This is a genomic window from Providencia rettgeri (genome assembly GCF_041075285.1).
In the GTDB taxonomy this organism is placed as follows: domain Bacteria; phylum Pseudomonadota; class Gammaproteobacteria; order Enterobacterales; family Enterobacteriaceae; genus Providencia; species Providencia rettgeri_G.
On sequence record NZ_CP163512.1, the window covers coordinates 1,420,121 to 1,443,639 of the forward strand.

General features: G+C 40.8%; 18 protein-coding genes, 1 pseudogene and 1 other annotated feature. Of the genes and pseudogenes, 8 read left to right on the plus strand and 11 right to left on the minus strand.

The annotated features are described in order from the left end of the window. Position 1 precedes the first annotated feature (1 nt). From trpD to AB6N04_RS06415, 3 genes are read right to left on the minus strand one after another with little or no spacing between them, the layout of a single operon-like run. Positions 2 to 1,003: an anthranilate phosphoribosyltransferase gene (trpD, locus tag AB6N04_RS06405; protein WP_369311060.1), complete on the minus strand. Its 1,002-nt coding sequence runs from the start codon at positions 1,001 to 1,003 to the stop codon at positions 2 to 4. A gap of 20 nt (positions 1,004 to 1,023) precedes the next feature. After that, positions 1,024 to 1,635 (minus strand): gamma-glutamyl-gamma-aminobutyrate hydrolase family protein, encoded by a 612-nt coding sequence (locus AB6N04_RS06410; protein ID WP_369311061.1) that lies wholly within the window; start codon positions 1,633 to 1,635, stop codon positions 1,024 to 1,026. Next, a complete protein-coding gene (locus tag AB6N04_RS06415; RefSeq protein ID WP_369311062.1) occupies positions 1,635 to 3,209 on the minus strand; it encodes an anthranilate synthase component 1 in 1,575 nt (524 codons plus the stop codon). The genes AB6N04_RS06410 and AB6N04_RS06415 overlap by 1 nt, the downstream gene beginning before the upstream one ends. A 26-nt stretch (positions 3,210 to 3,235) precedes the next feature. Continuing rightward, positions 3,236 to 3,337, minus strand: a sequence feature (Trp leader region). A 141-nt stretch (positions 3,338 to 3,478) separates the two neighbouring features. On the opposite strand from AB6N04_RS06415, the gene AB6N04_RS06420 reads away from it, so the two are divergent. The 4 genes from AB6N04_RS06420 (at position 3,479) to aphA (ending at position 7,320) form a co-directional block, all read left to right on the plus strand. Next, positions 3,479 to 4,375 (plus strand): PHP domain-containing protein, encoded by an 897-nt coding sequence (locus AB6N04_RS06420; protein ID WP_369311063.1) that lies wholly within the window; start codon positions 3,479 to 3,481, stop codon positions 4,373 to 4,375. Positions 4,376 to 4,524: 149 nt separating this feature from the next. Further along, on the plus strand, positions 4,525 to 5,145 hold the full coding sequence (locus tag AB6N04_RS06425; protein WP_369311064.1) for an L-threonylcarbamoyladenylate synthase: 621 nt from the start codon (positions 4,525 to 4,527) through the stop codon (positions 5,143 to 5,145). 153 nt (positions 5,146 to 5,298) lie between these two features. After that, positions 5,299 to 6,216 (plus strand): 23S rRNA pseudouridine(2605) synthase RluB, encoded by a 918-nt coding sequence (rluB, locus tag AB6N04_RS06430; RefSeq protein WP_369311065.1) that lies wholly within the window; start codon positions 5,299 to 5,301, stop codon positions 6,214 to 6,216. A gap of 390 nt (positions 6,217 to 6,606) precedes the next feature. Then, the gene (aphA, locus tag AB6N04_RS06435; RefSeq protein WP_369311066.1) at positions 6,607 to 7,320 is read left to right on the plus strand and encodes an acid phosphatase AphA; all 714 of its coding nucleotides are present in this window, start codon (positions 6,607 to 6,609) and stop codon (positions 7,318 to 7,320) included. A 306-nt stretch (positions 7,321 to 7,626) separates the two neighbouring features. Here aphA and AB6N04_RS06440 read toward each other — a convergent pair whose 3' ends face one another. After that, positions 7,627 to 8,493 carry a hypothetical protein gene (locus tag AB6N04_RS06440; RefSeq protein ID WP_369311067.1) on the minus strand — a complete coding sequence of 289 codons (867 nt, stop codon included), beginning with the start codon at positions 8,491 to 8,493 and terminating at the stop codon, positions 7,627 to 7,629. 327 nt (positions 8,494 to 8,820) lie between these two features. Between AB6N04_RS06440 and AB6N04_RS06445 the strand changes: the two are divergent. Next, positions 8,821 to 9,051: pseudogene (locus tag AB6N04_RS06445) on the plus strand (transposase); the annotation flags it as partial. Positions 9,052 to 9,089: 38 nt separating this feature from the next. On the opposite strand, the gene AB6N04_RS06450 reads toward AB6N04_RS06445, so the two are convergent. The 3 genes from AB6N04_RS06450 to AB6N04_RS06460 form a co-directional block, all read right to left on the minus strand. Next, positions 9,090 to 11,237 (minus strand): filamentous hemagglutinin N-terminal domain-containing protein, encoded by a 2,148-nt coding sequence (locus tag AB6N04_RS06450; protein ID WP_369311068.1) that lies wholly within the window; start codon positions 11,235 to 11,237, stop codon positions 9,090 to 9,092. Positions 11,238 to 11,695: 458 nt separating this feature from the next. Further along, the gene (gene cobO, locus AB6N04_RS06455; RefSeq protein ID WP_369312013.1) at positions 11,696 to 12,286 is read right to left on the minus strand and encodes a cob(I)yrinic acid a,c-diamide adenosyltransferase; all 591 of its coding nucleotides are present in this window, start codon (positions 12,284 to 12,286) and stop codon (positions 11,696 to 11,698) included. Positions 12,287 to 12,292: 6 nt separating this feature from the next. Continuing rightward, positions 12,293 to 13,057, minus strand: coding sequence for a YciK family oxidoreductase (locus AB6N04_RS06460; protein ID WP_369311069.1), 765 nt, complete (start codon positions 13,055 to 13,057; stop codon positions 12,293 to 12,295). Positions 13,058 to 13,235: 178 nt separating this feature from the next. Here AB6N04_RS06460 and sohB point away from each other — a divergent pair, with 178 nt between their 5' ends. Continuing rightward, positions 13,236 to 14,282 carry a protease SohB gene (gene sohB / locus AB6N04_RS06465; RefSeq protein WP_369311070.1) on the plus strand — a complete coding sequence of 349 codons (1,047 nt, stop codon included), beginning with the start codon at positions 13,236 to 13,238 and terminating at the stop codon, positions 14,280 to 14,282. Positions 14,283 to 14,374: 92 nt separating this feature from the next. Here sohB and AB6N04_RS06470 read toward each other — a convergent pair whose 3' ends face one another. Beyond that, the gene (locus AB6N04_RS06470; protein WP_369311071.1) at positions 14,375 to 14,632 is read right to left on the minus strand and encodes a DUF2498 family protein; all 258 of its coding nucleotides are present in this window, start codon (positions 14,630 to 14,632) and stop codon (positions 14,375 to 14,377) included. Positions 14,633 to 14,920: 288 nt separating this feature from the next. On the opposite strand from AB6N04_RS06470, the gene topA reads away from it, so the two are divergent. Next, entirely contained in the window at positions 14,921 to 17,527 is a 2,607-nt protein-coding gene (gene topA / locus AB6N04_RS06475; RefSeq protein ID WP_369311072.1) for a type I DNA topoisomerase, read from the plus strand. A gap of 116 nt (positions 17,528 to 17,643) precedes the next feature. Here the strand turns inward: topA and AB6N04_RS06480 are convergent, their stop codons facing one another. Together AB6N04_RS06480 and AB6N04_RS06485 are read right to left on the minus strand one after the other, a co-directional pair. Beyond that, positions 17,644 to 18,519: a phosphatidylinositol-specific phospholipase C domain-containing protein gene (locus AB6N04_RS06480; protein ID WP_369311073.1), complete on the minus strand. Its 876-nt coding sequence runs from the start codon at positions 18,517 to 18,519 to the stop codon at positions 17,644 to 17,646. 77 nt (positions 18,520 to 18,596) lie between these two features. Further along, on the minus strand, positions 18,597 to 19,949 hold the full coding sequence (locus AB6N04_RS06485; protein ID WP_369311074.1) for an MFS transporter: 1,353 nt from the start codon (positions 19,947 to 19,949) through the stop codon (positions 18,597 to 18,599). A gap of 518 nt (positions 19,950 to 20,467) precedes the next feature. Between AB6N04_RS06485 and sodC the strand changes: the two genes are divergently transcribed. Next, a complete protein-coding gene (sodC, locus tag AB6N04_RS06490; RefSeq protein WP_369311075.1) occupies positions 20,468 to 20,992 on the plus strand; it encodes a superoxide dismutase [Cu-Zn] SodC in 525 nt (174 codons plus the stop codon). Between the two features lie 257 nt (positions 20,993 to 21,249). Here the strand turns inward: sodC and AB6N04_RS06495 are convergent, their stop codons facing one another. Further along, positions 21,250 to 23,283 carry a M13 family metallopeptidase gene (locus AB6N04_RS06495; RefSeq protein ID WP_369311076.1) on the minus strand — a complete coding sequence of 678 codons (2,034 nt, stop codon included), beginning with the start codon at positions 23,281 to 23,283 and terminating at the stop codon, positions 21,250 to 21,252. Positions 23,284 to 23,519: the final 236 nt, after the last annotated feature.

Genomic DNA, 23,519 nt, shown 5'->3' on the forward strand with positions numbered 1-23,519 from the left:
TTTATGGGTTCCTTGCCGCGAGCGCCGTGACTCGGTTGAATGATTTACCGCTGCGAATGATCGCAAGAGCGTGTTCGCTATTTTGTTTTAAATCCTCATGACCATTAATCCGCATTAACATCGCCACATTGGCAGCAACAGCAGCTTCATGGGCAGCCTTACCATGACCTTGTAATAAGTTGGTCAGTAAAACGCGGTTTTCATCAGGCGTGCCGCCTTCTAAGTCATGTAATTGATACGGTGTTAAGCCAAAATCGTCTGCCGTTAGCTGGTAATGATGTAAAACACCGTCTTTTAATTCTGCAACGTGGGTTGTGGCATGAAGTGACACTTCATCCATACCGCCACTATGTACCACAGCTGCACGGGTAAAACCAAGCATATCTAATGTCTCTGCCACTGGTTTAACTAAGGCTTCTTGGTACACACCAATTAAGGCAATTGGTGGGCGTGCTGGGTTGATTAATGGGCCAAGAACATTAAATAGAGTGCGTGTTTTCAACTGAGAGCGCACAGGTGCCGCATGACGAAAACCACTATGATATTGAGGGGCAAACAAAAAGCACACCCCTAAGTCATCAAGTGTGTCCCGGGCAGTTTGGGCGCTTAAATCAAGTGCGATGCCAAAGGCAGCTAATAAATCTGACGATCCTGAACGGCTCGATACGCTACGGTTGCCATGCTTAGCCACTTTAATACCTGCCTCGGCAGCGACAAATGCGCTGGCGGTGGAGATATTAATACTGTTCGCACCATCACCCCCCGTACCGACGATATCACTGAATTGATAATCTGGACGAGGGAACGGCTGTGCATTCTCTAAGCAAGCAAGAGCCGCACCTGCAATTTCTTGAGGTTGTTCACCACGCATTTTCATGCTGATAAGCACTGCTGCTAATTGCGGTTCAGTGAGTTCCCCTTGAATAATGGCATTAAATAAATACTGGCTTTCTTGTTGTGTCAGGGGCTGCGCTTTGAATAATTTATCATAAATATTTTGCATAATTGGCTCTCTATTTCCCGTTAGTGCGAATGAGTAGTGGTGCTTGCATTGGGTGAAGAAAGAGCCCACGCCACGGTGTTTTCTAACAACTGTTTACCTTGCGTTGTTAAAATGGATTCAGGGTGGAATTGAAATCCACACACTTTATCTTGTTCGTTTCGCACGGCCATCACCATTCCGTTGGATTGGGCACTGATTGTTAGTGTTGCAGGTATTTGGCTACCGACCAAAGAGTGGTAACGTGCGACTGGTAGTGGATTTTCAAGGTTAGAAAACATCCCTTGTTCATCGTGGGTGGCAAGGGAGGCTTTACCATGCAAAATCTCACCAGCGGAAGAAACAACACCACCGTAAGCTTCGACAATCGCTTGATGACCTAAACAAATGCCAATGACAGGGATTTTGCCAATAACCTGTCTCAAAACTTCAGGCATTGAACCTGCTTCGCTAGGTGTGCCTGGGCCGGGTGATAACACTAAAATTGGCGAAACCATGAGATCTAATACAGACAAAATATGTTCGGCACTTACTGTATTTCGGTAAATAATCACGTGATGACCACTGGAACGCAGCTGATCGACCAAGTTGTAAGTGAAAGAATCGACATTATCGAGCAATAAGATGTTCGCCATTAGAATAACTCCTTCACTTGGTGAGCTTGAGCAATAGCACGGATCACAGCACGTGCTTTATTGCGTGTTTCATCAGCCTCTGCTTGAGGTGTTGAATCTAAAACCACGCCACCACCGGCTTGTACAGTCGCAATGCCATTTTCCACATAAGCAGAGCGGATCACGATACAGGTATCAAAATCGCCTTTGCCGTTGAAATATCCGACTGCACCGCCATAGGAGCCACGACGCTGTTGTTCATATTGCGCAATTAATTGCATGGCTTTCACTTTGGGCGCTCCTGTTAATGTGCCCATATTCATACAGGCTTGATAAGCATGAAAAACATCTAAATCGTGGCGTAATGTCCCCACAACATGGGAAACCAGATGCATCACAAAGGAGTAGCGATCGACTTTGGTTAAATCTGCAATATAACGACTGCCTGCTTCACAGATACGTGCGAGATCATTACGGGCAAGATCAACAAGCATGATGTGTTCAGCCAATTCTTTTGCATCTGTACGCATTGAAAGTTCAATACGGCTGTCTAAATCAAGGTCAATATTGCCCTCGGCGTTACGACCACGTGGGCGAGTGCCAGCAATAGGGTAAATTTCCACTTTTCGGTCACTGGTAGCATATTTCAATGCACTTTCCGGTGATGCACCAAACAGCGTAAAATCTTGATCTTGCATATAAAACATATATGGGCTTGGGTTTTGCGCTTTGAGTTTTTGATACGCTATCAGCGGATATGGGCAAGGCATGGTGAACTTGCGTGATGGCACGACTTGGAAAATATCACCACGATAAATCGCCTCTTTTAGGGATGTTACAATAGCGCCATATTCTTGGTCATTTTGACTTAGCGTAACTTGAAAGTTAGCGACATTTTGCAAAGGTAAGGCAGGTAAAAATGGACGACATGAAACAATAATTTCATCATGACGCTGTTTAACCGTATCTATTATTTGGTGATCTTGGCTAAATACACAGCTTTTAATGCGAGCGGCTTGGTTTTGATGGTCGATCACTAAATAATGTTCTGCCACGAAAAAACAGTAATCAGGGCACAGATTGACCGCTTTAACATCAGGGATAGATTCAAAGCTCGCGACGAGATCATAGGCAAATAAGCCACCCACAAAAACCGTTTCAGGTTTGGTCGAATAGGTTTGCGCCAGTGCGGGTAATGCGCGCAGCACATCTAAGCACGATGCGGCTTTTAATCGACTATCTTCATCTAAAGCCGGGCTTGGTTGTTCAAAAGTGACAACCAATAATGTGGGCTCAATAGTATGTGTTGAAATTAGTCCTGCAAGCTGCGCTAACAACAATGGCAGAAGTGCTTGGCCGTTTAATGTTAACGCTTCAATTTCTACGCGTAGGCCAAAAGCGCGAATACGCAGGGCACTGTTAACTATCAATAAACTTTGCAGGTTGGCTTTATTATTAATTTCGGCTGATTCCAGCAACATGGTTGAAGGAACTGCATGGCATAAGTGGTTGAATAACAGCGTTGGATCTGGCTGATAGTTAATTGGGCTATCCAGATACGTAAAATGTGCTAATGTGGTGTTTTGTTTGTTCATTTTGCAGCCTTAAGCTAATTTTAGACATAAAAAAACCCGCCAGTGAAGGGCGGGTTTGGCACTGAGGCATGGGTTAACTATGCGCGTGCGGCTTCCGCCCAATTTGGGAAGTCACGCCACCAACGATTGACTAAGTTAATTAAAGCCATAATGTGCCTCACTGGATAAACAGAATATGTTTGGTTATAAGCCATCTTGCGTACTAGTAAACTGGATCGCAGTTAAAGTGTCAAGCACTTTGTTAATTTATTAGGAAAAAATAGCTATCTATGGAAATTGGAGACGATATCACCTTGCAACCCATATCAACACCTTTACTGACTCGCTATGACTTACATAGCCATACGACCGCCTCTGATGGGGATTTAACGCCAGAGGATTTAATCGAACGTGCGATTGAAAAGGGGATTAATGTATTAGCCATTACGGATCACGATACTTGTGATGGCTTAATGCAAGGGAGGCAATATTTGCGAGACAACGATAAACCGATTGAGTTAATTAACGGTGTTGAGATTTCAACTTTATGGGAAAATATTGAAATTCATATCGTCGGTTTAAATTTTTTCCCTGAACACCCAGCAATGGTCGCGTTACTTGCAGAACAATCGGCACGGCGCGAAGCGCGAGGCATTGAAATAGGCAGGCGTTTGCAAAAAGCGGGTATTGAAGACGCATGGGAGAATGCCCAAAATTTGTCTGGTGGTGGGCAGGTCACTCGAGCCCATTTTGCGCAATATATTGTAAAAATCGGCAAAGAAAAATCCATTAATAATGTATTTAAACGTTATTTGTCCAAAGGAAAAACGGGTTATGTCCCCGCGACTTGGTGCACCATTGAAGCTGCCATCGACGCAATACATGCCGCTGGTGGTGTGGCTGTTTTAGCGCACCCATCTAAGTACCAGCTTTCAAATAAATGGTTAAAACGGGTTATTACCTATTTCAAGGCGCATGGTGGGGATGGGATGGAAATTTCCCATTGTCAGCAACCGGCTAATGAAAAACAATATTTAGCTGAACTGGCGAAAATGGCCGATCTGCGAACGTCTGTTGGTTCCGATTTTCATCGTCCTTGTTCATGGATTGAATTGGGGCGTAACCTGTGGTTGCCAGATGATGAACAAGCAATTTGGACATCATGGGGTGATGTAAAAAACCGCTAATTCGTTGATGTATTGGCAGGTCGGTGTAAAATAAGACTATACAGAGGGTGATTAGGTGAAAAGCCAATCTCCCTATTGAGCAAATAGATAGTGCCATTTTTAGGTGTTTTACCGGGTGATGCTGTCGATACCAAATTGTTGAGGTATATATGAGTCAGTTTTTTTATGTCCATCCGGATAACCCGCAAGCTCGGTTAATCAGTCAAAGTGTTGAAATTCTTAATAAAGGTGGGGTGGTTGTTTATCCTACTGATTCTGGATACGCCATTGGGTGTCGTTTAGAAGAAAAAGAGGCTTTGCAGCGTATTTGCCGTATTCGTCAGTTAGATACAAACCACAATTTCACGTTAATGTGCCGTGACCTCTCTGAGTTATCAAATTATGCTCATGTAGATAACACCGTCTTTCGTTTAATTAAAAATAATACGCCGGGCAACTATACATTTATCTTAAAAGCCACGAAGGAAGTGCCTCGCCGTTTGATGAATGAGAAACGTAAAACAATAGGTTTGCGTGTGCCTTCAAACCCTATTGCGAGGGATTTACTTGAAGCCGTTGGCGAGCCGCTAATGTCAACGAGTTTAATTTTACCGGGGGATGATTTTACCCAATCTGATCCGGAAGAAATTCGTGATTTATTAGACAAACAAGTGGATTTAGTGATCCACGGTGGCTACATTGGGCAAAAACCAACTACAGTGATTGATTTCACTGGTGATACGCCAGTTGTCGCCCGTGTTGGCACGGGAGATCCATCGCCCTTTGAATAAAATCGGTCGTTAGGGCATCGAAAGTGCGATAATGTGATAAATAATAGGGGTTCAGGGGAAACCTGTGTATAATGCGCGGGTTTTCAAATTCATGACTTTTTGCACAAAGCGGAAAGTTATTTGACGCCTGTGAAGGCGACAGTAGAGGATTACATGAGCGCTAAATCGCAAAATACAGAGAAACTACAAAAAGTCCTTGCTCGTTCTGGGCATGGTTCACGTCGTGAAATCGAAACTTTCCTGCAAGCAGGTCGGATCAGCGTAGACGGCAAAATTGCAACATTAGGCGATCGCGTTGAAGTTAAAGCATCAACCAAAATTCGTTTAGATGGTCGTTTATTGGCTATCAAAGAAGCTGAAAAAGACATTTGCCGTGTAATGGCCTATTACAAACCTGAAGGTGAATTGTGTACCCGTCACGACCCTGAAGGTCGCCCAACGGTATTTACACGTTTGCCAAAACTGACAGGGGCAAGGTGGATTGCCGTAGGTCGTCTTGATGTGAATACCAGTGGGTTACTGTTATTTACAACAGATGGTGAATTAGCAAACCGATTAATGCACCCAAGTCGTGAAGTTGAGCGTGAATATGCCGTGCGTGTTTTTGGGGAGGTTAACGATGCAAAAATTCGCCAATTGACAATGGGTGTTCAACTCGAAGATGGTCCTGCATCGTTTAAAACCGTGTCTTATCGTGGTGGTGAAGGGATGAACCAATGGTTTAATGTCACTTTAACAGAAGGGCGTAACCGTGAAGTTCGTCGTTTATGGGAATCAGTTGGTGTGCAAGTGAGCCGCTTGATCCGTGTACGCTACGGCGATATCGATTTACCGAAAGGATTACCGCGTGGCGGTTGGACTGAATTAGGTTTAGAGCAAACCAACTATCTGCGTGAATTAGTGGGGCTGCCTGCTGAGACAGAAAGTAAAGTGGCGGTAGAACGTGACCAACGTAGGATCAAAGCGAACCAAATCCGTCGAGCGGTGAAACGTCATACGCAAGTGGCCTCACGTGCCACATCTAAGCGTCAATCGTCAGGGCCAACGGCGAAACGTCGTACACGCATCTAATTTATCGCCTAATAATACCAAGTGGGAAAAACGAGGTTTTTATCCCATTTTGTCAACAGCCCCTAGCGATGGTGTCAATACCATCGCTTTTTTTATCGTTAAACATAATGAATCACCGCCTGTATTAATGTGAAAATTGCGGGTTTAGCTCACAGAATCATGATGCGCATCGATAATAGATAATTAATATGAGACGTATATCTCATTTTAATGTAACAAAAAAACTTAACATCCAGTCCTGTGTGAGATTTAACTCACATAATTGCTGCTAAGTGTACTTATAAACGGTTGATGATAAGCAGCAACGTCTATTACGTACATGTATAAATGTGGTTTATCCAAAGGAATAAAGAATGGTTTTACATGGATAAACGCGAATAAGGATAAAAGATGAAAAAAATAACACTGACGCTGAGTGCGGTTGCATTAGCTTTAACGTTTACGGCAACGTCTCAAGCCAAAATTCCAATGCCAGAAACTGTCAGCCCTGGAGTTACCGTTGTTGAATTAGCACAACAACAACCTATTCATTGGGTCTCTATTGAACAAATTAAGCAAAGCCTAGAAGGCAAAGCGCCAATGGCAGTTGGCTTTGATATTGACGATACAGTGTTATTTTCTAGCCCAGGCTTTTATCGCGGTAAATTGGAATTTTCCCCAAATGATTTTAGCTATCTAAAAAATCAGCAATTTTGGGAAAAAATGAACAATGAGTGGGACAAATTCAGTATGCCAAAACAAGTGGGTATTGACTTAGTCAAAATGCACTTAGATCGTGGTGATACGGTTTATTTCATCACTGGTCGTACGAAAACCAAGACAGAAACTGTGACCAAGTATGTGCAAGAAGGCTTAGCGATCCCCGCAGACAAAATGCAACCTGTTATTTTTGCTGGTGATGAGCCAGGCCAGAACAACAAAGTAAGCTGGATGCGCGACCATAAACTGACGATTTATTATGGGGATGCCGATGCAGATATCGCAGCGGCTCATGAACTGGGTATTCGTGGTATCCGTATTTTACGTGCAGCTAACTCATCATACCAACCACTGCCAAAAGCAGGGCGTTTTGGTGAAGAAGTGGTTATTAATTCAGAGTTCTAATGGTATTTTGCATGTGATTAAAAAGGCGACCATCTAGTCGCCTCAGACTGCTGACAAAGTCCTCGCTTTTTAGTTAGGACTTTGATCTAATGAGGTTAGTACAAATAATGAGCTAACCACAATGTTAAAAGAACCTTTTCCTCAACAATATCAATTCGAAACCATCACACTAGAAGAGTTGGTATCTGAAGACCATCTTGTTCGTTATTTTCAAAACCTATCCAACCTGCCGCCAAACATGTTATGTTTGTCAGCAGTCTGACCTTGTCTTCAGACAGGTTTTTTTGTCTTAACTTCTGGAATTAATTAATAAACGAAATCAAATTCAATCTCAGCTTGATTTGTGCGTTTTTCATCTTTTTGCCCATGTACACCTTTGAAAAAGGTGGTTGCATTTTTTTCTGCTTTGGTGCACCGGCCTGAGTCATTCCAACTTCTACATGTCGTAATGCTAGTTTCTGTTGTAAAAAGTTTTTGAACAGACTTGATGCTTAGTTCTCTGCCCATTTCGTCGTATGAAAACTCTTCAGTGGTCAATTCAGTTTGACTCTTTATCAGGCGACCATTTTCATCATAAAAATATTTTTTGGTTGAATTATCGGTTTCAAGCGTACCTAATCGAATTGATTCGGACAACTTCCCGTATTCATTAATCTTATATTTTGTTTCCGATGTCCCTTTCGTTTCCTCACCACTGACAACAACATTTGAGTTTTCAATGGATTTGTGTATCTTTCCTTCCTCGTTAGTTAAATACTTTCCTTTAGATTTTTGTTGTACAAGGTCTATTTCTGTACCGTCTTTATCAACAATGAACATTTTAAACCCAAATTCATAATCCCAGCCTTTTCCTATTTTATTCATATTGATTTGTGAGGTGCTAATCAACACATGATCATTATTCTTGAATTTTTTTGTTTGATTACCTTGCAACGAGAGCAGTGCGCCGCAATCATCAAACTTTACTGTAGAATCCTCATTTAGGTAATCGTCACTTCCTTTTGTCCGTATCCTCATTTCCTTTAAGGAGTCGTAAGGGCTAGTTTCTTCAAATAAAATGAAATTATTCAACTCATTAATTTGAATCGAATCTTTCAGGCAATTAGTCTCACTCGCGAATGAACTACAGCTAGCAGATAATAAAAATAGGTATATCAAATGTGTTTTTTTCATAAGGTCCTCTCTCCAAAAAATTCCTAAATATCACTTTTATAAAATTATTAACGAATTATGCATTAACGAATCATTTGTTTACCAGTTAAAAGATCTTTCTCTAATTCACAGCGCATTGTCTATACCGTTCCTCACACCAAGGAAGTAAACAAAACGAACGTAGCGAACGATTCAGAACAAAACCAGTAACTATTATGAAGAAGTTCTCAAACGTATTGATGATGCACGTAAGAACCTAGCTATCTCTTATGCAGGCTTGCTTCCCGTTATGGTGGTGAAGTGAAGTGCCAAGAATACTTCCAACATTAATGCAATCCCTGCCACACCTACAGTACAACTGACCGTAATGGTTATAAACATTACAAATTCAATATGGCTCAATGCCAATTATGCGAACATCGCCAATCGTGTACTCAACATAAGAAAGGTAAAAAACAATCACTCGGCATGTATGGGAAGAAGCGAAAGAGTGGTCAAATGCGTTACGGCTAAACAAGTGGGGTAAAAAACTACGCAAGGCGAAAAGAGATGGTAGAAAGAAGTTTTGCCGATGCAAAGGCGACCATCTAGTCGCCTTTTTAGTGTGAGAATAAGCGTTAGTTATTTACAATGGCATCAATAACCACACGATTACCCGTAATAGTCCCTGTCGTACCACTTGAGACTATTGGGCTAGTGACTTTAGTAGTATTGTTAGAGCTAATGGTGCCATATTGGTTATTGACACGATTTTTTGAATCGATGGTCAAATTTTTACCTGCAACCATTTTTCCTGCATAGTTTTCTAGCGTACCCACATCCACTTTTTGGTTATTGATAGCTGATATTTGTCCATAGTTATTGTTCAGTGATGCTTTTAATTTAATATCAACATCATTACGTGCAGTTACATTGTTATCTACATTAGCAACTATTGCACCATGTAGGTTATAAAGGTTGTCACCTTTGACCTTGATTGTCCCTTCATTGGTTTGCAAGCCTCCATTTTGGTCCGTTAAACCAAATTGGGCATTGACTTGTTTAAATTCGGCACTGTAATTATTGTTTAAAAGGCTAGTTTCAATATCAAGGTTGTTTTCTGCATTAATCAATCCCGATTGGTTATCAAGATTAAATGCAGTTAAAGTCAAGTTTTTACCTTTGATGTAACCAGACCGATTGCTAAGCATATTGGATTTGATTTCAGTTTTACCGTTGTCAGAGATAATAGCCCCTGAGTTGGTCAACTGATTAGCATTGATATTCATTAATTTACCACTGTGGATCTTCGACAATGCATCATTGGTTAAAGAAACGGATGCATCAAGATCTAAACGGCCATTAACCGCATTCAGTTCCGAATTAGATTGTGTTAAATACATGGTATTCACATTAGCGCGGCGCTGCGCCACGATTGTGCTTTTTGCCATGTTTTCGATAGAGTTTTGTACATTTAAGGTAATATCACGACCCGCAGTGATATTTGAGTTTTCACTCACAATTCGAACCGCATCAATGTTCACATCTTGTCCTGCAATAAAACCTTTATCTGGATCATTTGGAGTGACCATGTTATCGCGGTTATAAACGATATTGGTTGAGTGAGTATTGATACTGCCTTGTTTTGCTCTAAATGCGCCATTATCATTAATAATAGTGTCAGATAAAGTGGTTAAATTTTGTTGAGCTTCGATGGCTCCATTGTTATTCGACAATGAGCCTAATGTGGTTAAATTCACATTATTATTAAGGGATGAAATATAACCACTGTCGTTATTAATAGCACTAGTGCCTGTCGTCTGGATATCCACGTTTTTTGTTGCAAAAATGGTGCCGCTATTGGTTAGCCCAGCAGAATTAACCGTGAGGGTATTTGCTGATTTAAGATTACCATTATTATTATTAACAGAGCCTGCGGTATCAATGGTGATCGCTCCATTATGGGAAACGATATCACCCGCGTTAGAAACCCCGACACCCGTTTCGGTTGCCATCAAAGAAATCTTATTTGCATACATACCGCCTAATGCAGAAACATCAATGCCGATAGCGGGTTTTGTACCAATGGCAGTTGTGCTACCAACAACATCGCCAGTTGCATTAACACGGTTATTTCCGGCGACAACGTTTAAGCGTTGAGCCGAGACGGTACCATTGATAGCGACGGAGCGAGCAATTATGTCAGTGGGTGAGTTCGAATCGAAGCTATCATTGATGGTAATTTTCCCTTGCTGCACATTGTAGTCATTGACTAACCCATTACCGTCTAAGGAAACTTTACCTGTCGTTAATGTACTACGATTGGTATTAATAAAACCGCAGTTATTGCAGGTGATACCAGATGCATTTGCAATAATAACTTGCGCTTTGCCGCCAGCAACTTCAATCATGCCGTTTAATGTTGAAGCTGTATTAGAATTGACTTCATTTAGGATCACCTTTGCACGATTGCCTGCAACGTTGCCATTTCCGCCAATTTTACCCCCAAGTGTGGTGTTAGAAAGGCCTGCGCTATTGTTTAAAATAACCCCTTTTTGGTCCACATCAAACTGACTATAAATATTGTGAGAAACGCCACTTTGAGAGGGTTTATTAATATAAACAACGGTTGGGCCATTACCTTGAACCATAATACCCGCGCCGTTTGTTGGCGTAATTGCTGCTTGAGCAATGGTCGTTGAACCAACAATCATTGATACACAGAGAAATAAAGGTTTAAATTTCAATTTTGAAACATTGAAATTATTTATTGAAACATTTTGCATATATATCCCTTAATTTAAATAGACAATATCTAAGATAATTAACAATCCATTATTGCGACTTAATTATGCAGAAATATAAAATTATATAAAATTAATAATACTAACATGGTGTAAATTGTTATTGCCTGTTGAATAATAACCAAGCGTGAATAAAGTTGGAATAAACGCATTTTAATATCATTAACTTCATTTAATTCAATTGGTTGTATTTATTTGGAAAAGTATGATTTTAGGGTATTTACTCAAGGGATAATACGTAGTTGCTTATATTAAGTAGAGAGAACATAGATTTAAATATTAGCAAAAATTACGAGTTTGTTTGTGTTATAAAAAATGTTGATAGAATTTAACACTGAATCTGTAATAAATTTGATTTGTTTTTTTAATATAACTTTATTTTAAAGAAAACTTAGTAATAGTCTTATTTTAATATACTATTACTAAGTTGATTTAAAAATTTACCAGTCAATGCCTTTTTGCGCTTTAATGCCAACATCAAATGCATGTTTAACAGGGCGCATTTCAGTGACTGTATCGGCTAAGTCAATTAAATCACGGTGGCATCCTCTTCCTGTAATGATCACTGATTGATTAGCAGGGCGGTTTTGTAAGGCGTGAATAACCTCGTCTAGCTTAAGGTAACGGTAGCTGATCATATACGTTATCTCATCTAATACGACTAAATCATATTGTGGGTCACTTAACAGCTGTTTGGCATGATGCCAAGTTTCAAGGCAAGCAAGGGTATCTGTTTCTTTATTTTGTGTTTCCCATGTAAAACCTGTGGACATAACAAAAAACGGCGCGCCGAGAGGCTCTAAGAGTTCCCGCTCGCCGTTATCCCAACTTCCTTTAATAAACTGAACGATAGCGGCTTTTTTTCCATGACCGATTGCACGACATACTGTACCGAATGCCGCTGTTGTTTTACCTTTACCATTTCCCGTGAAGATCATAATAATCCCACGTTCAATTTGAGCGGCTTCGATACGTGCGTCCACTTTTTCTTTTAACCGTTGTTGACGTTCTTCATGCCGACTTTGTGACATCATCAATTACTCCGCAGCGCCCGGTTTTCGTCCGGGTTGGGCATCATAGCTGTTACCCGTTTTGCGAATGCTATCATCCCCCATCAAGTAAACGTAAATAGGCATAATATCGGCTGGTGTTTTTAGTTTTTGTGGGTCTTCATCAGGGAATGCACTGGCACGCATACTGGTGCGGGTTCCTCCTGGGTTAATGCAATTTACGCGCAAATGGCTATTCTTATACTCTTCGGCAAGCACTTGCATTAAGCCTTCTGTTGCGAATTTTGAAACGGCGTAAGCGCCCCAGCCCGCACGACCTTGCTTGCCGACACTTGAGCTGGTGAAAACCAATGAGGCATTTGGCGCTTGCAATAATAAAGGGAGTAGTGATTGCGTTAGCATAAAAGTGGCGTTGACGTTAATTTGCATAACATCATGCCAAAGCTGTACGGGTTGTTCTGCAATTGGCGCGATAACGCCAAGGATCCCCGCGTTGTGTAACACACCGTCTAAATAGGGCACTGTCTTAGATATTTGCTTAGCTAATAATTGGCAATCTTCATTAGTTATTGTTAATAAATCTAAAACATAACAGGGAGATTTTTTACCTGAAATCGCCGTGATTTCGTGGCTAACAGATTCTAACTTATGTTGTGTTCTGCCAACGAGGATCAATGATGCGCCAAATCGGGCATAGGTAAGGGCGGCTTCACGACCGATGCCATCGCCTGCGCCAGTGATGAGAATGGTTTTACCTTTCAATAAGTCTTGTCTAGGCTGATATTGAAGCATATTCTTTCCTATAATTGTGAATTAAATGTAACACTATCATCGCACTGATTAGTCTTTTTGGCTAATCTAGCATAGATATCGACATCGTTTATGGCACTAAGCACGATTTTTTCTGGTTGTTTATCCATAATCGTGAGATTATTTTTGTGTTGAAGATAAATATCAGAAGGATCACGTTGTGGAGTATTTCGCTTTGTATGGACTATTTTTAGCAAAAGTTGTCACTATTGTGGTGGCGATTATTTTGCTGGCGGTGTTTGTCTTTGGTGCAGGTATGCGTCGGCAACATGCTAAAGGGTCACTGAAAATCACTGATTTAGGTGAAAATTATCGCGAACGTCAGCGCCAAATGCAGCAAGTGAAAATGAATGAGTCTGAGCATAAAGCTTGGCTCAAGGCATTCAAAAAACAGCAAAAAGCAAAATTAAAAAGTGAAAAATCAGGGGCAAAACTAGGACAAACTTCGGTTAAAAAACCCTGTTTATATGTCTTAGACTTTAAAGGTAGCATGGATGCCCGTGAAGTCGCGTCTTTAAGAGAAGAAATCAGTGCGGTTCTAGCCGTTGCTGATACTCAAGATGAAGTTTTGCTTCGTTTGGAAAGTCCAGGGGGAATGGTACATGGCTATGGTCTTGCCGCATCGCAATTACGGCGTTTAAAAGAAAAAAATATTCCGCTAACTATTGCCGTTGATAAAGTGGCGGCGAGTGGTGGCTATATGATGGCTTGTATTGCCGATAAAATTATTGCTGCACCGTTCGCCATTATCGGTTCGATCGGCGTGGTAGCACAAATTCCAAATATTCACCGCTTATTAAAAAAACATGATGTTGATGTTGAGCTTCATACTGCGGGTGAATATAAAAGAACACTGACACTACTAGGTGAAAATACTGAGCAAGGGCGTAAGAAGTTTGTTGAGGATTTAAATTCGACTCACGATCTGTTTAAACAATTTGTGCATCAAAATCGCCCTTCATTAGATATTGATAAGGTTGCGACAGGGGAATACTGGTATGGTTCTCAGGCGCTTGAAAAAGGGCTAGTCGATAGCATTGGGGTCAGTGATGACATTATTATCGATGCCATTGACACAAAAGAGATCGTCAGTATTCGTTATGTTCTAAGTAAAAAAATGGTGGATAAACTGATGGGCAGTGCGGCAAACAGCGTCGATAACCTTTTGTTACGTTGGTGGCAGCGTGGCCAAAAACCAATGTTATAAATGAATAGTTGCCTCGCAAATATTCTGTTTTAATTCTACTATTAATTACCGGCACTACAGCCGGTAATTTTTTATCGATTATTGTGTGTTAATTAATCATTTTTACGCAGTTGGTATTGTTCAGAGAGCACATGCGCGAGGTGTTTGTACATATTAAAAGCAGCGGTACTTTTTAATGTTGGGATGCCATTTTCATCGAGAAAAAATTCCCCTTTGAAAACCAGCGTACCACGATGTTGCTCAACGGTGTCTACAAACATACCATGAATATAATCGTCATGTTTCTTTATGATATCGTTAGCTTTTTCAAGTAACTCTGTTTTTGTGATGTACTGTAGATTGTCTTGCATAATCGGGCTCCCTTGAAAAAATAATTGGTTGCTTCTAGCATTTTATCAGGTAGAGTGTGTGGTTTTCAATTATGGCTTAACGCCTTTATATGGTTAAAATCAGTCAGCTAGAAGACAATCATCCCTTGTAGAATAACGTGACTGAGATTATAAGTTTTGTTTCAACACAAATAATTGTTTGAAAATATATTGATATATTGTAATTGTGTCGCAATATAAAAACAGATTCTCATTTTGCGCATTTTTATGTAAAAGTGCGTCATAGTTGATATTTAGGTAAAGGTAAATATGGGTAAAGCTCTTGTTATCGTGGAGTCCCCGGCAAAAGCCAAGACGATTAATAAGTATCTTGGCAGTGGCTACGTTGTGAAGAGCAGCGTCGGCCATATTCGTGATCTGCCGAAAAGCGGCTCTGGTTCACAAACCGGCTCACAAAAGAGTACAGGCTCATCTACCGAGAAAACAAAGAAGGTTAAAAAAGACCCACGCGAGGCACTAGTGAATCGTATGGGGGTCGATCCTTATCATGGTTGGAAGGCGAACTATCAAATTTTGCCGGGTAAGGAAAAGGTTGTTTCTGAACTGAAATCTCTGGCTGCGGATGCCGATCATATCTACCTCGCAACGGACTTGGACCGTGAGGGGGAAGCGATTGCCTGGCATTTACGCGAAGTGATTGGCGGTGATGATTCGCGTTTTAGTCGTGTTGTGTTTAACGAAATAACGAAAAACGCCATCACTCAAGCATTTGATAGCCCGGGTGAGCTAAATATTGATAGGGTTAACGCCCAGCAAGCTCGTCGCTTTATGGATCGCGTTGTGGGGTACATGGTATCTCCATTATTGTGGAAAAAAGTGGCGCGTGGCTTATCGGCGGGGCGTGTTCAATCTGTCGCCGTGAAACTGATTGTTGAGCGTGAGCGTGAAATCAAAGCGTTTGTTCCGCAAGAATATTGGGAATTACACGCTGATTTAGCGGACAAAGACATTGCGAATTTACGCATGGAGGTCACGTCCCAAGCAGGCAAAGCGTTTAAACCTGTTAATAAAGCGCAAACAACAGCGGCGATAAAGCTACTTGAAAAAGCGCGCTTTGAGGTCATTGACCGAGAAGATAGGCCGACATCAAGTAAACCGAGTGCTCCTTATATCACTTCAACCTTGCAACAAGCCGCTAGTACGCGCTTGGGCTTTGGGGTGAAAAAAACCATGATGATGGCACAACGCTTGTATGAAGCGGGTTACATCACGTATATGCGTACTGACTCAACCAATTTGAGTCAAGATGCGTTAGAGATGGTTCGCGGCTACATTCTTGACAACTTTGGCGCGAAATATTTGCCTAAAGATGCCAATGTGTATAGCAGCAAAGATAATTCTCAAGAGGCACACGAAGCTATCCGTCCTTCTAGTGTTGATGTGTTACCTGATTCACTAAAAGATATGGAGAATGACGCAAAAAGGTTATACCAATTAATTTGGAACCAATTTGTTGCTTGCCAAATGACGCCAGCAAAATATGACTCTACGACCTTAACAGTGAAAGCGGGAGACTTTGAACTAAAAGCCAAAGGGCGTACGTTACGTTTTGATGGTTGGACAAAAGTGATGCCTGCGCTGCGCAAAAATGATGAAGATAAAACCTTGCCAGCGGTTCAAGTTGGCACGGAATTATCTTTAATTGAATTATTGCCAAGTCAGCACTTTACTAAACCGCCAGCGCGCTTTAGTGAAGCTTCATTGGTTAAAGAGCTTGAAAAACGTGGCATTGGTCGCCCTTCAACTTATGCAGCGATTATCTCGACTATTCAAGATAGAGGGTATGTCAAAGTTGAAAACCGCCGTTTCTATGCGGAAAAGATGGGAGAAATCGTTACTGATCGTCTAGAAGAAAACTTCAACGACTTGATGAACTACGATTTTACGGCCCGTATGGAAAACCAACTCGACCATGTGGCTAATCATAATGCCGAGTGGAAAGAAGTTCTTGATGAGTTTTTCTCTGACTTTAGTACGCAGCTTGATATTGCTGAAAAAGATCCAGAAGAAGGGGGAATGCGCACCAATCCGATGGTTATTACATCAATAACCTGCCCTGATTGTGAGCGCCATATGGGGATCCGTACAGCATCAACAGGGGTATTCCTTGGTTGTAGCGGCTATGCATTGCCACCGAAAGAACGTTGCAAGAAAACCATTAATTTAATCCCTGAGGATGAAGTGCTTAACGTACTTGAAGGGGATGATGCAGAAACCAATGCATTAAGGGCGAAACGTCGTTGCCCGAAATGTGGTACTGCAATGGACAGCTACTTGATTGATAATCAACGTAAATTACATGTATGCGGTAATAACCCTGCGTGTGAAGGTTATGAAATCGAAGAAGGCGAATTCCGTATCAAAGGTTATGATGGTCCGGTGATTGAATGTGACAAATGTGGCTCTGAAATGCATCTGAAAATGGGGCGTTTTGGTAAATACATGGGTTGCACCAATGAAGAGTGTAAAAACACACGGAAGATCTTAAGAAGTGGTGAAGTTGCGCCTCCGAAGGAAGATCCTGTTCCACTGCCTGAATTACCGTGTGAAAAATCAGACGCTTACTTTGTCTTACGTGATGGTGCAGCAGGTGTGTTCCTCGCAGCGAATACGTTCCCTAAATCGCGGGAAACACGCGCACCGTTAGTGGCTGAACTCCAACGTTTTAAAGATAGACTTCCTGAAAAACTCGCTTATTTGGCTGAAGCGCCAGCAAAAGATGGGGAAGGGAATCCAACTGTAGTGCGTTTTAGCCGTAAAACCAAGCAACAATATGTTTCTTCGGAAAAAGACGGTAAAGCGACGGGCTGGAGCGCTTTCTATGTTGACGGTAAGTGGGAAGTAAAAGAGAAGTAATTTATTTAAATTATTTTTCGGCTGATAACACAAAGTGGGAAAAACTGCGCCTTTATCCCACTTTGTCAACACACTCAAATGCCAATCAGTAATGATTGGCATTTTTTGTTCGGCGTTTATGAAGTGAATTTCAACGTATTCACTTCAATTGTTTTTTGGGCTAAGTCTTCATCAATAAAGTCAAAAATCAAGATACCTTTATGTGGCGTTTCTGCTTGCTGATCCTTACGAGCATTATGATTTAGCATCGCTAACTCATCGCGAATAATTGGGTTGATTATATTTGCATAGGCTATAGGGCTACCAAGTTCACCATTCGTCGCACTGATATGATTGAGTACTAACTGCTGCTGTTGAATATCATCACTGCCATGGAGCAATGTCATTATGCTATCAATTTTTCCGTGAATATCGGGACCATCCCAATTATCTTGTAACATAATTAAGGCATTTTGATGCCAATTATGCGCCCAACGTGTGCCATTTTCTAAGGACGAAACTTGCCATTTTGGCGGCGCACATTCAATCGCCAATATTTTTCCTCTTAGCTGTTTCACACAGGGCCAAGGGTAAAGGTTTTCATTGGTTTTTTCTGGAAGTAAAAAGTGTTTAAGATAAGGCTTAATAAATGAAACGAGTGCCTGTTTATAGGGCTCAAAGTCATCTTTTTTCTCATTGGCATTTTGAATACGCAAAATAATAAATTCAGTTGGGTGTGTATTAAGAAATGAAATAAAACATTGAAAAAGTGCTTCAGCGGTAATATTACTCTGCCACTGCCGATGAGCTATATTAAGATGACGAGTTAGCCTTAAGTCAAAAAAACGGACGCCGCAGTTGAGTTGCTCTGAAAGTGATAATGTCTGGGTTTGGTAATAGGGCTGATCACAAGTTGACGTAATGGCATCATGGGTGCCTGGGATCAATAAATCCGTCACAAAGAGATCATCCGCGATATATTTCAGCCAATCAATGTATTTATTATTTTGCATAGAGCTTACCGTGTCCATTTTCTAATTTGATAATAAGCCGCTATTGAAACGGCTTGTCACATTATAATATCAAGGGATTATTGAGATTTTTTCATCTTGATAACTGTCCAAGACAGTAAAGCTGCGATTAACGTTAAGATAGCTAATCCAATAAAAACGTTACCAATAATATAGGTTGGTGTGAGAATTTCTTTAATGACTTTCCCTTGTTCATTTAGTTGTGGACTAAAAATAATTTTGCCTAAAATAAGTGGGGCTAACAGTGCAGGGAGATAACCAATCGTGATTGCCAAGGACATTGCAGCAGAAGCGTGTTTTTTATCAATACCAAACTCACCAATTGGTGCGTAGTACACCCCACGTATCATAAAGCAGCAGGCAGAAGCGCACAACATCAGTATCATAATAGTATTACGCACAGCGGGGCTAACGATATTGTCTGGGGCTGATCCTGCCATAAATTCAGTGATAGCAGCTGGATTCATATAGAACAAGATACCGATAGAAGCGAGTAAAATCACCAAAACAAACGACATAAAGCGCATAAAATGAGCCGTCGAATTAAATGCTAATGTGACGAGCAATGTTGACAGTAACGGTAACATCCTTAGTGCAATGACGACTGAGGCAAATACAGCTGCGACGGTTGCTGATGCGCCATAACCAGCTTGTAAGAAACGTGCAAAGTAGGTGCCTGCGGCAACAAAGGTGCCGTAAATACAAAAAACGTTGAGACCTGTCACCCAAACAATTGGCAGTTTGATAACTTTCAATACGCCAAGCAAGGCTTCTTTTACGGAGCTTACTGTATCTGCATCTTCACTGACTCGCACATCTTTCGGAACTGCAAAGAAAATTAATATCGCTGTGGTGAGTACAATAATAGAAGAGGTGAGCATCATTGTGCGGCTGCTTGCTTCGTAGTAAACCATGGCAGCCCATAATAAACTCATCAAAAATGCTAACAAGCCGCGTCCAAATTCAAACATACCAAACGCAACACCTTGATGTTCCTTGGTGGTTGATAAGCTTACCGCTTTAAAGTTAGCGGGTTTAAATAGTACTTCACTAAGTAATAACATGGAGAAAAAGCACAACAGCAAAGTTGGCATGCTTAAACCCGGTGAGTTTAATGCGATAAATAAAGAGATACAGCCAACGCCGAGTGTAGTGATTAACATAATCACGCGGACTTTAAATCGGTCACCGACCCATCCGAGTGCCAGTGTACCAAGCAAAATAACTAATCCTTGCATTGAATATAATTGACCAGCTTGTGCGTCAGTGATCCCCATTGCGACAGGAAAACCCAGTGGTAAAGAATTCCGTAAATCCCAAAAAGCATATAATAGCTGTGCATTTGCGGTAATAAAAATAAGTTGAATAATGGTGTGTGCTGAAAAACCAAACTTTTTGGCAAGAGTATTCATAATCTATTTTCCACTTATTATAAAAATTAAAGAAAACATAGTGTTATATTTTGATAGCTCGTTTTATTTGTAAGGTATAACTATTTTATTTTTACTAACGGTACTTTAATTGGGTAGGTTGTTGGAATGTTTATTTCCTATTTGCATTTTGTGGAATGGGTGATCTGGATTGTGGGCGATATAAAAATAATATACTGTGATCATTTTCACACCGTGTTAACATATTTTTATGGAATAGTTATTTATACGTAAACGTATCGAAATGAAATTTTTATTATAAAGCTATATTGGTATAGCCATTTTTACTCAAACGATTTTTGCGACGCAAAATGACCATTTTGACTGTGATGTCACTATCATTTCTTAACTAAAACTCAATACGGCACCAATGCAATAACAAATTTATGTTAGTTTAATTACAGTTATTGATACTGATGATTAAACAGTAACAGTTCTTACCTTGTTAACATTAGGTAACTCGATGGAATGATTAGTAAATGTTATTCACTGGAGGCAATATGAAGTTAAAAATGAGTTTATTCGCCGCATTACTGACCGCAAGCACTGCCTATGCAGCACAATCCACTGTAATTTTAAAAGAAGCGACACCAACGGGTGAAGGAAAAGCTATCGGTGAGGTTGTTATCTCAGAAACTGAATATGGACTGCTGTTCTCACCAAAACTTTCAGGCTTACATGCGGGGATCCATGGTTTCCATATCCACGAAAACCCAAGCTGTGAACCTGGAGAAAAAGACGGTAAACCTGTTCCTGCATTAAAAGCTGGTGGGCATTTAGATCCAGCCAAAACCGGCGTCCATAAAGGCCCTTATGATAATACAGGGCACCTAGGTGATTTACCGGGCTTAGTTGTCGATAGCCAAGGTAACGCGAATTATGCAGTTTTAGCTCCCCGTTTAACATCCTTAAAAGATGTACAAAACCGTGCATTGATGGTGCATGTGGGGGGCGATAATTATTCAGACTCTCCAGAAGCGTTAGGTGGGGGGGGGGGGCGGATGGCCTGCGGCGTCATCCAATAATGCGCGTCATATTTCGCACTGCATTCGGCAACCCTAGTCACATACTAGTGTATGCTCCTAGGGCTTGGCTCATTTTGCCGCCTAGCGACAGCACGAACTATTTAGCGCATTAAGGCATTAAGGTATTAAGGTATTAAGGACTAAGCTACTAAAGTACTAAAGTAGTAAAGTAGTAAGCGCGTTATATTTTGTGTTGTCGTCTATCAAAATTAAAGCTCGGAAAGATACCGAGCTTTTTTTACCTATTTATCCCCTCATTACCATATACGAATGCGTTTTTCGGGTTCTAAATAGAGGGCATTGTCTTTATCGACGCCAAATGTTTGATACCAATCATCAATATTACGTACGACACCATTTGCGCGGAATGGGTTTGGACTGTGTGGATCAGTCATAATCTTATTACGTTCAGACTCCTTATTAGACAGCTCTTGCCAAGTGCGCGCCCAAGCAATGAAGAAACGTTGTAAGCCAGTTGTGCCGTCAATAATAGGTGGTTCGCCATTTGGGTAATTTTCTTTAGCAAATTGTTTGTATGCACTGAGTGCGATATTTAACCCGCCTAAATCACCAATATTTTCCCCTAATGTTAATTGACCATTAACGTTCAATCCATCTACTTCAAAGCTATTGTATTGCTCAACCAACTTCTCAGTTTTTTGTTTGAAGTGGGTTTTGGCACTTTCACTCCACCAATTGCGTAATTGCCCAGTCCCATCGTATAAACTGCCTTGGTCATCAAAGCCGTGCCCCATTTCATGACCAATAACGGCACCGATAGCTCCGTAGTTATAGGCAGGGTCAACATTTGGGTCGAAGAACGGGGCTTGTAAAATTGCCGCTGGGAAGACAATTTCATTTTGCACTGGATTGAAATAGGCATTCACCGTTTGTGGTGTCATTCCCCATTCCCATTTGCGTACCGGCTGACCCATTTTGCTGAGCATATCATTATAAGACCAGGCGACGACTTGTTTGTAGTTGTCTAATAGTGAATCTGGTTTTAAATTAATGCGACTAAAATCGTTCCATTGATCTGGATAACCCACTTTAACCGTAAACTGTTCCAATTTCTTTAGGGCTTCTTGGCGAGTGCTTTCATCCATCCAATCGTTATCTTTCAAACGTGAATTAAACGTATTTCTAACATAACTCACTAAGTCTTTGATTTTCTCTTTGGATTGCGGGTCGAAATATTTTTCGACATAAATTTGCCCTAAGGGTTCGCCTTGCAAGGCGTTTACTGTTTGTAAAGCACGTTCTTGGCGAGTACGTTGTTTCTCGACACCATTAAGTTTTTTTGAATAAAAATCAAAATTTGCATCAGAAACGGCTTTGTTTAAATAACGTGCGTGATCGCTAAGATAGTGGAACGTTAAGTAATCTTTCAAGGTTGAAATGGGGGTTTGCGCGAAAATTTTTGCAGTTTGCTCAACGGCACTGTCTGTTTCTACCACCACTTTTTCAAGTTGTTTGTCGGTAAGTTTATTTTCACTGATAAACGCATCCCAACCAAAGCCTTGAGTATAATTTTTCATTTCCACTAATGACATAGCATGGTAATTTTTGATGGTATCTCGGCGTGCCTCTGGGCTCCAATGCACCGTTGCGAGCGCTTTTTCTAAATCGAAAATTTTTTGTGCTTTTTGCTCAACGTCTTCTTCACCCCCGAGCTTTAACATGGTAGCAATATAGGCGATATAACTTTTTCGTATATCTTGCATTTGGGGCGTGTCATCAAGGTAATAAGTGCGATTTGGTAACCCTAAACCACCTTGACCGATATACAGAACATATGTCTCAGGAGCCTTGGCGTCTAAATCCACCCAATAGGAAATGAGGGAACTGTAATTGGGATCAGTCATTAATTGGCTAATATCCTGATGATTTTTCGCCTGTGTAATTGCGGCTAAATCTTGCTTGATAGGGGAAAGGCCCGCTTTCTCAATGGCTTCTTCATTGAGGAAACTTTGGTATAAATTTCGGATATTGCGTTGGTTATGGTTTAGCTCGTTTTCCGGCTTTTTCTGTAATTCATCAATAATTGCTTGAGTCTGCTTTTCGGTATTTAAATATAAATCAACAAAAGAGTTAATTCGGGGCATGCCCGTAGGGATTTTTGCCTTGCTTATCCAGTCCTCGTTTACGTAGCGGTAGAAATCATTACCTGGCTTAATCGTATCGGATAAAATGATTTTTTGTTGGCCATAAGTCACTTCTTTGGCGATTAACTGAGATGCAAAGGTAACGGTAGACATACCAATAAGCAGTGCTAACACATTTATACGCATGTAAAAACCTCTCTTCGTTGAGAATATATTACTCCACTTTTTTAAGCTTACTCTGAAGTGGAAATCCTTCAAATTACGTTTTATTTATTGAAACATATCATTAATTAAAGATAACCCATCTTTGCAATACATTACGCCATATAAAACAAATAGCGTTCCTTAGATGAAATTTTATCATCATACTGTTTATTCTTATTTGAATAATGTTATATTGGTTATATCGAATGAGGTGCATA